We start from the raw sequence: 14,472 nt of genomic DNA, 5'->3' as shown, positions 1-14,472 counted from the left end.
GGGGTTGGAACGGCGTCAAATCACAGGGATCATGGGTCGATGGCGTTTATTCGCTAAGAATATACGCAAGATACAGGCTTAGGTATCCACCCTTGGCTAATATTACTAAACCACTAGATGTCCTATTTATACAATCTCCTCAATAGCAGCAAGTACTAGCAATCCCCCCGACATAATAGAGCTATTGATGTTTTATAATAAATAATCATTTAATTATATTAATTTATTATATACACAATATATATTGTTTACGCCGACACTATACATGCCAACCTCTACTTTAAAACTTGTACGGATGACAGAAAAAAAACAAGCGTAGCAATATTGACGCCAAGTAATTTAAATAAAAAATTACTTCTTAAAATAAGAAATCCCCCCTTCGACACCTTAGCCAATATGTATTCACCTCGCCTCCTAATAAAACACATAAAGATACAGCAAACAGTTGATAGTAATAATCTTATTTGAACAAAATAAATTTAAACCTATACATATTCATTAGATAAGTTCACTAATCACTCTCTATCGCCAAATAAATGCCATAACCAAATATTCGCGACCAAAAAATGTCGGCTGTACATATTTAAATAGCTAATAGAGAGGGTTAACCCGAGTAGAAATCACAATGATAATATTATTTTAATTATTACCATCTGAAAATAAGTTGTTGCATAAATGTGAATTGAGAGGTACAAAAATATAAGCAATCTAAACAAAGACTGGAATCAAGATTTTTTTGGAGTTTTTACGCTTACGAATGTAAGCGCTTACAAATAACGTGTGGTAATTAACTATCCGTGACGTTAAAGGCTGTAATTATTTTTCACATGATGATAATAACTTATTGAAGGATATTGATATGAGATCTGGCTTAATAAAGGGAGTGACGCTCACAAGCATGTTACTGGCTACGCTCCAAGCTAATGCAGCTGTTAAGTGTGATTATTCTATTGAAAATGAGTGGGAAACAGGTTTTGTTGGTGCAATACAGCTTAAAAACACCGGCGAAACTCTCATTGATGGCTGGCAAGTAAGCTGGCAATACCTAGATGGCTCCACAGTTTCATCAGCATGGAACTCAACCTTTTCCGGTAATAGCCCCTATTTGGCCAGTAACCTAGTGTGGAATAATCTAATCCAACCCGGAGAGACGATTACATTTGGCATTCAAGGTGAGAAAGGCATCCCCAACAAAGCTGCTTCAACGCCCAAAATATCTGGAGAAATTTGCACTAGAGAAGCTAATAACAGCGCGCCAATGACTAGTTTCACTATTATAGAATCGGGTTTGGATATCAGCTTCGATGCCTCTGCGACCCGTGATGCCGATGGTGACGAATTGACCTACAGCTGGGATTTTGGGGATGAAACCTTAGGTGAAGGTGTTAACACAGAGCATTCATTCTCAAGCCTTGGTAGTTACATCGTCACCTTAACTGTCAGTGATGGACTCGTCATTGACGAACATAGCATTGAATTAAATATTAAAAGCCTAGTGCCTAACCAAGCTCCTCTTGCTAGTTTCAACACCATTCATGACGGATTAGCCCTCTCCTTTAATGCCAGTAACTCAAGTGATCCAGAAGGTGATGCACTCAGTTATTTATGGTCCTTTGGTGATGGCACATCTCAATCGGGTATTAATACTTACCACCAATATGCAGCTCATGGTCTTTATACCGTAACCTTGAATGTTTCCGATGGTAGCAGCAATACCCAAATCAGAACTGAACTTCTAGTGACCTATGATGGCGCCACAGGTCAACACGTTGCCAACCCCTTCCTCGGAACCACCAGCTACATAAACCCTGATTATGCCAAGTTTGTCGATGCATCTATGGCATTAGAGTCCGCTCCTCATTTACAAGCCAAGATGGCTCAAGTTAAACAACAAGCGACTGCAGTTTGGTTAGACAGAATTGATGCTATCTATGGCGGAGAGATCAACAGTGGGCGTCTAAGTTTAGAGCAGCATTTCGACAATGCTTTGGCTCAGAAACGTGTCGGCGTACCTATTACAGTCTCAATTGTTGTTTATAACTTACCTGACAGAGATTGCGCCGCCCTAGCCTCAAATGGCACCTTAAACGCGGCCGAAGGCGGGCTTGAAATTTATAAACACGACTATATTGACACTATCGCTAATATCGCCGCCGCTCCCCGCTTCGAAGACCTACGTATCATCGCAGTGATTGAGCCTGATTCACTGCCCAACCTAGTGACTAATACCCGAGTGTTGAAATGTGGAATCGTCAACAGTAATGGTACTTATGTTGAGGGCGTGCAATATGCGTTATCGCGCTTTTCTCGGCTCGATAATGTCTATAGCTATTTAGATATAGCTCACTCGGGTTGGTTAGGTTGGGATACCAATATGCGCGGAGCAATCGACCTGTATACCAGTGTAGTTGCAGGTGTTGCAGATGGCGACATGTCCGTACTCGATGGATTTATCTCAAATGTAGCGAACTACACCCCGGCAGAAGAGATATTTTTACCCGACCCAGAGTTTGATTTTGATGGTGACTTCATGGGAATTAAATCCAGCAGTTACTACGAGTGGAATCCGGTATTTGATGAAAAAGATTTCGCTCAATCCCTACACGCAGAATTTGTCGCCAAAGGGTTTCCAACAAGCTTAGCCATGCTGATCGACACCTCACGTAATGGTTGGGGCGCATCCGATAGACCAACCTCCCCTAACGAAGATGCCAGCAATGAAGATCAATATGTCATGGATAGTAAGCTAGACCGCCGTGCCCATCGAGGTAATTGGTGCAACTCAAGCGGAGCAGGAATAGGGGCTAGACCTGAAACTCTCCCATTTGGTAGCACTAGTGTGATTCAGGCTTATGTGTGGATAAAGCCTCCAGGGGAGTCTGATGGTACCAGCGATGCATCTCAAACCACTCCCGACGAGGAAGGAAAAAGCTTCGATCCCATGTGCAGCCCAGAATTTACCACCTCCGGCGGCGTGTTAACCGGTGCCATGAATGGAGCACCATCTGCTGGTGCCTGGTTCCATGAGCAATTTAAAATGCTGGTAGAAAATGCTCATCCAGAGCTTTAGGCCATAGCGGCCACAGCTTCAATCCTGCAAGGGAATAAAGAGTAACAGTAAACCTGTGTACCACAGAATAAAGACCCGTTTTTTCTCAAACGAAAGAATGGTTCTAAGTTCAAATAAAAATAAAAATAAATAATAATAACTTAAGTTAGGAATAATTTATGAATTTTAAAATTAAAATGGTCGTTGCAGCTACAAGCTTAATAATGAGCAGTCACTTGCTTGCTAGCCCGCAAAATAATGATGACTGGCTACATGTTGAAGGCAATAAAGTTGTCGACATGCAAGGCCAACAAGTTTGGTTAACCGGGGCAAACTGGTTTGGTCTAAATGCCAGCGAAAGAGTGCTACATGGGCTCTGGTCAGTTAATTTAGGCGATACCTTAAAGACTATCTCTGAACGCGGTATCAATATCCTGCGTCTGCCTATCTCTACAGAACTCATGTATGAGTGGAGCCAAGGAAAAACAACGCTACCTAACGTTAATACCGCTTCAAACCCAGACCTTGTAGGTAAAACAGATCTGCAAATATTCGATATCCTGCTTGCTACCGCTAAAAAATATGGTATTAAAATCTTATTAGATGCCCACAGTGCCAAGGCGGATAACTCAGGCCATGTGGAAACTATGTGGTACAAGGGTGAGATAACATCCGAGATATTTTATTCGAGCTGGGAGTGGATCACTGCCCGCTATCAAGATGATGACACTATCCTCGCCATGGATATCGAAAATGAGCCTCACGGCACCCCTTATGGCGACACCAATTTTGCCAAGTGGGACGATTCAACCGATGAGAACAACTGGAAATATGCCTGCGAAACGGCATCGAACCGTATTCTGGCCATCAACCCGAATCTAATTGTCATGTGCGAAGGCATACAGTCTTACCCGATTGATGGCGAGAACTGGACCTCACAAGACAAGAATGATTATCACAATAACTGGTGGGGAGGCAATCTTCGTGGAGTGAGAGATCATCCTATCAATCTTGGCGCTAACCAAGACCAACTCATGTACTCCCCCCACGATTATGGCCCCTTAGTCTTCCTACAAGATTGGTTTTATGAAGGATTCAACAAGGACACCCTATATCAAGATGTATGGAAAGATAATTGGATGTTTATCCATGAAGAAAACATCGCGCCACTGCTTATCGGTGAGTGGGGCGGATTCATGGATGGTGGCGATAACGAGAAGTGGATGCTGGCGATTAGAGATTTAATCATAGAGCATGAGCTACATCATACATTCTGGTGTATCAATCCAAATTCAGGTGACACGGGGGGACTGTTAAAGAACGACTGGGTCACCTGGGATGAAGAAAAATACACCCTATTTGAACCTACACTCTGGAAGGATGATAAGGGCCAGTTTATCGGTCTAGATCATCAAGTTACCTTAGGTGGTGAAGGGCATGGTACTAACGTCGCAGAGTATTATGCATCGCTTTCTCCATCACTGTCGATCTCATCTCCAGCCACTAATGCCAATGTACTGACCAAGTCCGAAGTTGTGATTAATTACGACAAGAATAAACTTGATAGCGTCAATGCCTATATCGACGCACAGCTAGTGGCGACAAGTGAAACGGGTAGCATCACAGTCCAAGCTCCCACAACACCCAGTAGCTTTGTGGTGCAGCTAATCGGACTAGATAATGGCGAGCTCACCGAGGTAAGCGATACTATTAGCCTCAATGCTCTCGACGTCCTACCGGCAAGCATTGAAATTACCTCCCCCTCCAATGGTGAATCCTTCGAGCAAGGAAAAAACCTGATGGTATCGGCTAATTTCACCAATGCTGCAGGATTTAAAGCGCACTTTGCTGGCGAGACACAGATTATTTTAAATGGATCAGATGCCATTTTTGCAGTCGGAACTGAACTTGGCACACACAGTGTTACTGTCACTGCCATAGATAGTAACCAACAAGAACTGACTCTCGCCAGCTCGGTAGACATCTCGGTCATATCTCCAACGGTCAGCTGTAGCTTAGGCAGACAAAATATCTGGCCTGGTGGATTTGTGTTAGATGGAATTCTGATCGCTAACTCGGGGTCAGAAACGGTTTCAAATTGGTCGGCAGACTTGATCTTTGCCAACCAAGTTGTGCTTGGCAATGGTTGGAGTGCCAACTACACCCAGATAGACAATCACACAATACAAATCTCAGGCGCTAATCACACACAATCCATCGCGCCCGGACAAACTCACTCAATTGGCTTCCAAGGCTCATATCCAGCTAGCTTCGCTCTGCCTGAATGCGTGATCAAATAGCAATACACGGATGCTCAACCTGCTGCCATCACGGTACTAGGTTGAGCATCTCTTACACTTAATTTACATCCAATTTGTAAGCCGTATTAAGCCTATTTTTATAGACATATTCGCAATACAAGTAAATATTGCGCCGTCTGCTTATGCCTTTTTTTCACTAGAGGCAGAATGTCAGGAGTTAACCATGAAGACTAGAATCACTCGCATCGCAGCCATAATTCTTTTATCTGGCAGCATGTCACAAGCCCAAGCCGATTACGATGGCAGTAACGGACCCGGCGTACCAGACATTGGCTGGACTCAAGGACAATACTTGAGCCATATACCTTATGGTGGACGCATGGTGACCTTTCACCGAGGTTATTACTATATTATGGGCCAAGGCAGCACTAGCCTCTGGGATATCTCAGCTCCGGAAACTCCGGTTATGGTGGATGAGCATAGCTATGGCGACAATGGACATCGCTGGTATAAGCTCAACACCGACCTTTTTTGGCGTGAATATACGGTTCCGGAGCTACAAGGCTCGCCTTACCATTTCCTCGATATGTCAGACATGCTTAATCTGGTGCCATGGAGTGATGAAAATGTGCCAGTGCCTATCTTAAAATCAGGCCAGTTAGAGAAATGGCAAACCTTAGAAACCTTCCCCACAGGCACCAACGGCGGCAACGTTCATGATTTACGTTTTGACGATCCCAATCTAGATGCCGGTGCAATAACCTCGACCTTCTCCCTCGATAATGCAGGAGTGAACAGCAGTTTACGTTTCAGGATTGGCAACCTGATGTTCGTTACAGGCAACGGTCTATCTGTCTTCGATATAGGCGATCCACTGAACATCAAATTACTCGACTCCATAGTCGGCAGTTTCAATCAATACACAACCACTTATCACGTATGGCGTAACTATGTGGTGTATCTCAATGGCAATAACGCCAATGAAGAATCAAACAACATGGTGATGATCGACTTCTCAGATCCAAGCGATCTCAAATATGCAGGTGGCGTCCCTTTCGCAAAATCACCGGGCCGCTACATGTATTTCCAAGATAAATATGGCTTTGCCGGCAGTGATGATTATGGGGTGAAACTCAATATGGAGACCCTGGAAGTTGAGCAGGTGTTCGACGCTCCAGGTCAGTGGCCCGATACCTTCTTAGATTTTCAATGGATGCCACTGGGCCCTATCTTGTCTATCAGCGGCTCTAATGGCGGTAAAGGTAAAACCTTCTTCTATGCCCATCAAGATGGCCCGGATATCAAGGGACCTGAGATTGGATTTCATCACCCTTTTGCTAACAGTACCAATATGCCCGTCACTTCGGTGATTGGATTCGTGATTAATGAGATCTTAGAGGAGCGGTCCTTAAACTCTGACACCATAGTACTGCGTAAAGTAGGCAGTGGTCATGTCATTAAGGGAGACGTAGTTAGTACCAGCTATCAAACAGTCAACTTTGTCCCCAAGCAGCGTTTGGAGGAAAATTCGACCTACAAGGTCACACTGGTTGCTAATGGGATAAAAGATATTGCCGGTAATGGTGTCGATGAATATAGCTTCCTATTTTCAACCGGTAGCTTGATTGATGACGACCCGGCTCCGGTGATCCAACAGATTGATTACGGTAGCAAGGATCCGATCATCATAGAGCAAGCCGTGACCTTTACCGCCACTGCAATCGATGAAGATAATGATCCACTGCAGTATCGCTGGGATTTTGGTGAGGGTAACAATCAATGGAGCGGCTCGAACAGCATCACTCACACTTTTACTCAAGCAGGGCTCCATTCGGTGAGTCTACAAGTTCGTGATTCCGGCGAGAATATTGTCACCCGAGTGCAACAGCTTGTGGTTATAGAGTCAGCCTATGGCGACCTACCACGGCAATCAGCCCAGATGGCGCTCAATTCCGATAGACAACTATTGGCCGTGGTTAACCCCGACAATAATAGCCTGAGCATTATTGACACCAACACGGGAACTAAGCTGGCTGAAATTCCAGTGTGCCAAGATCCCGTGTCTGTTACTCAAGTTAATGATGAGTTTTGGCTGGCTTGTCGTGATGCTAACCAGATCACAATCCTTAGCGCACTAACCCATAGCGTCACAGATACCATAAAGCTTGAATATGGTGCCCTGCCAATCGCACTCGTGAGCGATCTCGAGCAAGAGCATGTTTATGCCGCATTAATGGGATCGGGAAATGTCATAAAAATCGCCAGCAGAGATCGCCAAATACTCGCCTCTAACCCCGTCGGCACGAGTCCAAGAGCACTGGCCCTCAGTGGAGATGGTGCCAGCTTACTGGTGACTCAGTTTATCTCAGATGCCGAAAAAGGTGAGGTCTGGCAGCTAAATTCAGGAGATCTGTCAATCAGTAACGTCATAGAGCTTCCACTGGATACCAGCTCCATGGACACCAGTTCCAGTGGCCGTGGCGTGCCCAATTATCTGGCCAGCATTGCCATCCACCCAAGCGATCGTAGCGCTACTGTGGTAGGTAAAAAAGATAATATCGTGCGCGGTTTGAGTCGTGACGGCATGCCACTAACCTTCGAAACTAGCTCCAGAAGCCTAGTGGCCAAACTGGATCTGCTCAGCTCCACAGAAGCCCAGCACAAGAGAGTCGATATTGACGATCACGCATTACCCGTTGCAGGAGTATATGACCAATACGGAAGCTATCTGTTCCTTGCCATGCAAGGCAACAATCGCATCATAGTCTTAAATGCCAACAGCGGCCAAGAGATCACCCGTTTAGATGTTGGATTAGCGCCTCAATCCTTACTGCTTGATCATCAGAGCAAGCGACTCTATGTGAAAAACTTTATGGATCGCTCTGTCTCTATTGTCGACGTGAGCCAACTCTTAGATCAGGTCAATACCAAGATCAGCTTACTGGACACCATAGATACCGTGAGTAGCGAAACATTGACTGCACAAGTGCTCAAGGGTAAGCAGATTTTTTACAATGCCGCCGATAAGCGCATGGGTAGTGATGGCTATATGGCATGTGCCAACTGTCATATGGACGGTGAACAAGACGGCCAGGTATGGGACTTTACCGACAGAGGAGAAGGACTGAGAAACACCATATCCTTAAAAGGCCGAGCAGGTACGGCCCATGGCAGAGTCCATTGGTCAGCCAATTTTGATGAAATTCATGACTTTGAACACGATATGCGCGGTCCATTTTCAGGAAGCGGATTTATCCCAGATAGCTTGTTTAATCAAGGCTTAGTTAATCAGGCATTAGGGGACAAAAAAGCCGGGATATCGACGGATTTAGATGCGCTTTCCGCTTATGTTAGCTCACTTAATCGCTTTAATCCTAGCCCATACCGCAACGCCGATGGCGAATTAACCCCACAGGCAGTACTCGGTGAAATTGTATTTAACCAAGCTAATTGTGCTTCATGTCACTCGGGAGAGGCCTTTACCGATAGTCCATTAGGCTTTAGCCATGATGTGGGCACCCTAACCGCTCTCAGTGGTCAACGTTTATCGGGAAAACTAGCAGGAATAGATACCCCAACCCTTAGAGATATCTTCTCCACAGCTCCCTATCTGCATGATGGCTCGGCCCTGAGTTTAGCCAGCCTATTTGGCAAGGATAACGCCCATGGAAATACAGCAGGATTAACGCCAGAAAAACTCGAGCAACTAGTGGCTTATCTCAAGCAAGTTGATGGTACCAATGGCCCAGCCCCTGTAAGTGAGTTATCACTATCACTAGCCGGACTTAGCGAAGGTAGCGTCATCGAAGCCAGTGAAATCCCCTTGGAACTGGAAACTAACTTAACAGGTGTCACTCGGGTCGAATATTACGCCGATGGCTTGCTTGTTGCCATCAGCCAAGATACTCCATTTAACTCTAGCTGGACCCCTGTGGAGCTTGGTCGCCATAGGCTGCAGGCTAAAGCCTTTTATAACCAAGGGCTGACCGCTTCATTAACCCCTGAAATCAACATAGAATTCGGGGCCAATGGCGGCTGCCACATAACTTATACACCGACACAGGAGTGGAGCACTGGCTTTCAGGTTGATCTGCTCATAGCCAATACCGGCGAAGCTGAGATCAATGGCTACCTACTGACCTTCACCTTAGGAGATGGCGAAGCGCTCACCAATGGTTGGAATGGTACATTTACAAGTTCAGAAAATATAATAGAGGTCACTAATGATGCCAGTTTATGGAATGGGAATATTCCCGTCGGCGGTAATATTGGCATAGGTTTTCAAGGTAATAAATCTAACTCACCACTCACTCTCCCAGATCATTTTAAATTAAACGGGAAAAAATGTACCAGTCAGTAATATAAAAACCTAACTTAATCTCTCCTGTAAATATTTATACTCAGGAGAGATTAAGTACCAACAAAGAAAACATCGAAAAACAAAAGTAAATTCAAACACGAAAAGTTAAAAATGAAAAACAAACAATCTAACAATACAAATTAAAAACCAGATTGAAATTATAACTAGCCGTAAAATTATAAAATTGCATAGGAGTGTATATTAGATGCATCATATAAAAACAAAACTAATATCTAAAACCCAAGCTAAATGGATATTCACGGCACTAGCATGTGCCTATTCACTTCTAAGTTTCCCCGTGTCTAGTGCGATCTACTTTAATGCAAAAGTCGGCGGGCCGGTGACTAATATCTATGCTATTGAACAACAAGGAAAACTCACTAAACTCACTCAAAACCGTGTCTGGAGAGATCTGCAACCTAGCGTCTCTAAGCTGGGTGAGCTGGTGTTTATGTCTAATAGACAAGCCGAGGTAAAAGTTGACCTAAATCAAACCAGTGAGGTATTTAATATCTACCACCTGGATCCCAAATCAAACCGCATAACACCCCTCACCAATAACATGAGTCAGGATGTAAACCCGCAATTTTCCCCCGACGGACATAAGCTGGCTTTTATCCGTTTTATAGACAAGAAAAAAGTGCTTTATATCATGGACCTTGAGTCAAATACTGAACTAGAAGTCCTCAGAGCCGAGGATATTTTTGGTTACAGCTGGGCAAACACCCAAGAGGTACTGGCGATTGCAATTAAGCAGGGAGATCACAGCCAACTCCTTAGCCTAAAACTCGACGGTTTGACGAAAAAGCCGCTACTACAGACTCGGCGTAGTGCCGACAAAGACGATATTTCTTCGACGGTTAATAACCTAAGCAACTTAAATAGCTACCGAGATCAGAGTGAAATCATGACGCCCGTATGGTCGACTGACGATAGTCAAATCGCCTTTATTTTTCACCCCACCAAGCGAGGTGAAATGCGGCAACTAGCCCTGTACCCCATAGACACTGGCGTTGTCAAACTAGTCTCTCCCGCTAACATCAGTGTGCAATCACCAGTTCAATGGTCAAAAGACAACCACAGCTTACTCTATTCAGGATTGCAAGATTATCGCTACTACTATGATGAACAAACTCAGCGTAAAACCTACCTAGGCAGTATGCAGATTTTTATGTCTAAATTAACCGGTTCAACGGTGCAGCTCACTCAAGGTGATCATTTACATCGCAACCCAGTCTTCTCACCGGATGGTCGTAATATTGCCTACCTCTATGCCGATGAGCTCGGCGGTGCTCGGCATCTGTCCCTCAGAACCATGGCACTCGATGGCTCCCACAGCAAGCAAATATTCGACCGTGTCGCTCGCCAGTCCAGTTTACTGTGGCGCTAGGAAAAATAGGCCAGCACAAGCTGGCAAGTTCAGTGATAACTGTTCAATTATTTAGGGGGCAATATGATATTTATTAATAAGTTAAATTATATCTCACCGAATGAAATGACTTCATTACAAGTTGAAAAAAATTTGTTTATTAGTCATATATTAGCGCATAAAATCAGGCCAGTTCAGCAAGATAATCAAGACTCATTATCTAAGATTGACCTATTACGCATCAAGAAACTCAAGCAGCTAATGGAAGTTGATAAATTGTACTTAGATTCAGAGTTAACCATAGAGAAACTTGCCTCTATGTTTGATATTTCACCGAGAACCTTATCCAGTTTGATCAATAACCATCTAGGAAAAAATTATAACGAATTTACTAACTGCTATAGGATTATGGCGGCTAAGAGTTTACTCGAGTCGAGTTTAAATAATGATCTGTCTGTTATAGAGATCATGTATCAATCAGGATTCAATAGCAAAGCCACTTTCTATAAATATTTCAAAAAGATGGTTAATAGCAGCCCAAGTTCATACAGGAAATATCACAAGCATAATAAAGTCAGGGGTGATAATAACAATTAAAAAATAAATACCAATATTAACTTAAACTTTTCCTTTTTTAAGACGACAAGATTAAAACTAAATTAGTAAACTAATTTTGAATATTAACAATCAATAATTACCAATGAAATAATATTCATTCTAATAAGACTAAAATAAAGGATAGCATTATGAAAAGAACTAAACTGTCGCAGGCAATGCGCGGTTTGTCCGTCGGAATAGGTTTAATGGGGTTGAACATGGCCTCGGGTTACGCAGCGGTATGCGAATACTCAATCGATAACGAATGGAACACCGGTTTTGTTGCAAAAGTCAGTATAACTAACGATGGTCCTGATGACATTCAAGCTTGGCAACTCACTTGGGATTATGCAGGAGCGAACCGCATCAGCAGCAGCTGGAACGTCAGCTTAACGGGTAATAATCCTTACAGTGCAGCAGGCAGTGGTTGGAATAACAATGTCCCAGCCGGAGGCAATGTTGAATTTGGCTTCCAAGGAACCAAAAATGGTGAAGATGCAGAGATCCCATTACTTCAAGGTGATATCTGTACCCCTGCAAATTCAGCCCCCCTTGCAGTCGCCACAGCAGATTTAACTCAAGGTGAAGCGCCTCTTATCGTGACCTTAGATGCCACTCAATCTACAGATGCTGATAACGACTATAATGAGTTAACATTCTCTTGGAGCTTCAGTGACGGCACTAGTGCCACGGGAGATATGGTATCTCACAGCTTTACTAGCGTTGGCAGCCATAGTGCCACAGTCACTGTCAGTGATGGCAATTCTAGTTCATCAAAAACCATAGCCATCGAAGTACTGGGAAATCATGCTCCGGTTGCTACAGCTACCGTCAGTACTCCTTCAGGTAAGGCACCTTTGGCCACTACTTTCGATGCTACCGCATCCAGTGATGTCGATAATGATGATCTCACCTATGAATGGGACTTTGGTGACGGCACAACATCAAGCTTGGCATCACCTGAGCACACCTTCGTCGCCAATGGCGATTATCAGGTCAACCTTACGGTATCAGACGGTGAACTGTCAGATACGACAGTGCTGAGCATACACGTGGGTGATGAAATTCTTCACGTCGAAAACCCATTTAGCGGCGTATCTCACTATGTCGATTCAGTTTGGGCAGCCAAAGCGGCGGCAGAGCCAGGCGGAGAAGCCATCGCTAACGTCAGCACAGCTGTGTGGATGGATAGAATTGGTGCAATCACAGATGGTATTGGCTTAAGAGGCCACCTAGACGAGGCATTGGCACAAAATGCTGGTATGTTTATGTTTGTCGTCTATGACCTGCCAAACCGAGATTGTGCAGCACTGGCTTCTAACGGTGAATTGCGCATTTCTGAAAATGGTATGCAAAGATACAAGGAAGAGTACATAGGTCCTATCGTCGATATAATTTCGGATCCTAAATACGCATCACTGCGCATTGTAACCATTATCGAAGTTGATTCATTGCCTAACCTAGTGACTAACCTTGGTATTGCCGATTGTGCAGAAGCCGACGGTCCAGATGGTTACCGCGATGGTATTCGCCATACCCTAAACGAGTTAGGCGGGATCCCTAATGTCTATACTTACCTAGATATCGCCCATTCAGGCTGGTTAGGTTGGTCGAGCAACTTCGGTACTGCGATTGATCTCGTTGCCGATGTGATCACCAGTACAGATGGCGGTTGGGATAACCTAGATGGCTTTATCTCAAATTCAGCCAACTATACTCCTGTGGTTGAGCCATACCTTCCCGATCCACAACTTTCGGTCGGTGGTATGCCAATCCGTTCTGCAGATTTCTTCGAATGGAACGATTACTTCGAAGAGAAATCTTATGTACAAGATTGGCGTGAGGCCATGATAGCCTTGGGCGCTCCTGAATCCTTGGGCATGTTGATCGACACTAGCCGTAACGGTTGGGGTGGAGCCGCTCGTCCTACAGAGGTAAGCCAAGCCGATGATATTGACGTGTATGTTGATGCATCACGTGTCGATAGACGTTTCCACCGTGGTAACTGGTGTAATCAGGCCGGTGGCGTTGGCTTCAAGCCTTGGGCTGATCCCTATGTAGGTATTGACGCCTTCGTCTGGGTCAAGCCTCCTGGAGAATCTGATGGCATCTCAGATCCCAACTTCACTCCAGATCCTAACGACCCGGCTAAAAGGCATGACGGTATGTGTGATCCTGAAGCCAATAGCCATTACAATGCGGCTTATAAGACAGGCTCTATGGCTAACGCGCCCCATGCTGGACGTTGGTTCCCTGAGCAATTTGCGGTCTTACTGGCTAACGCTTATCCGGATGTGAAGGATCCTGCTGGTCCACCGCCACCACCGCCACCACCGCGTGATGACTGTCCAGGGCTAGATGCTAGTAATCCCTTGGTTATCTCTGAAATGGGTACACGTAACTTGGTTGATTTAGGCTGTGAAGCACCTATTCATGTCCTGTTTTCTCAGCCAATCCCCCGCAATCTTTATGTGGAGAATACCGACGGACCATTTAATGTCGAGCTAACTTATGACGGCACTACGACTCCTGTCTCCGGGCATTTTAAAAGCCTGGGACTCGTCGGAGTCGAGAAAGTGACACTGATGCGAATCGATGGCGCCACAACGCTTGAATTACGTTTCGATTAATCTGAAACAGACTCAAATCAGGTCTTCATCGCAATATCAGGTTTGTGTCGAGTATGATGATTAGCACTAAATATGGCGGAGTCTTCTTCGCCATATTTTATATCACACCCGGAAATACTGAGTTAACCACATGATTGTATATGATGATATGTCCTCGCTGAGTAAGTGTGTACCTTTGGCGTTCTGATTAAAAATCATAGACTCTC

The 14,472-nt window shown here is 44.5% G+C and carries 6 protein-coding genes; all 6 read left to right on the top strand.

Translation table 11 applies throughout. The features are described from left to right. Positions 1-859 precede the first annotated feature (859 nt). Positions 860-3,070, top strand: a complete 2,211-nt coding sequence (locus SVI_RS04120; protein WP_013050158.1) for a glycoside hydrolase family 6 protein — start codon at positions 860-862, stop codon at positions 3,068-3,070. Between the two features lie 158 nt (positions 3,071-3,228). Further along, positions 3,229-5,349, top strand: a complete 2,121-nt coding sequence (locus tag SVI_RS04115; protein WP_013050157.1) for a cellulase family glycosylhydrolase — start codon at positions 3,229-3,231, stop codon at positions 5,347-5,349. A gap of 184 nt (positions 5,350-5,533) precedes the next feature. Then, on the top strand, positions 5,534-9,670 hold the full coding sequence (locus tag SVI_RS04110) for a cellulose binding domain-containing protein (protein WP_013050156.1): 4,137 nt from the start codon (positions 5,534-5,536) through the stop codon (positions 9,668-9,670). A gap of 205 nt (positions 9,671-9,875) precedes the next feature. Then, positions 9,876-11,060, top strand: a complete 1,185-nt coding sequence (locus tag SVI_RS04105) for a TolB family protein (RefSeq protein WP_013050155.1) — start codon at positions 9,876-9,878, stop codon at positions 11,058-11,060. 63 nt (positions 11,061-11,123) lie between these two features. Further along, positions 11,124-11,636 (top strand): helix-turn-helix domain-containing protein, encoded by a 513-nt coding sequence (locus SVI_RS04100; RefSeq protein WP_013050154.1) that lies wholly within the window; start codon positions 11,124-11,126, stop codon positions 11,634-11,636. A gap of 149 nt (positions 11,637-11,785) precedes the next feature. After that, positions 11,786-14,266, top strand: coding sequence for a glycoside hydrolase family 6 protein (locus tag SVI_RS20875; protein WP_013050153.1), 2,481 nt, complete (start codon positions 11,786-11,788; stop codon positions 14,264-14,266). Positions 14,267-14,472: the final 206 nt, after the last annotated feature.

This window comes from Shewanella violacea DSS12 (genome assembly GCF_000091325.1).
In the GTDB taxonomy this organism is placed as follows: domain Bacteria; phylum Pseudomonadota; class Gammaproteobacteria; order Enterobacterales; family Shewanellaceae; genus Shewanella; species Shewanella violacea.
Note: the sequence above shows the minus strand (reverse complement) of the source record. Positions and strands in the feature narration are given on the sequence as shown.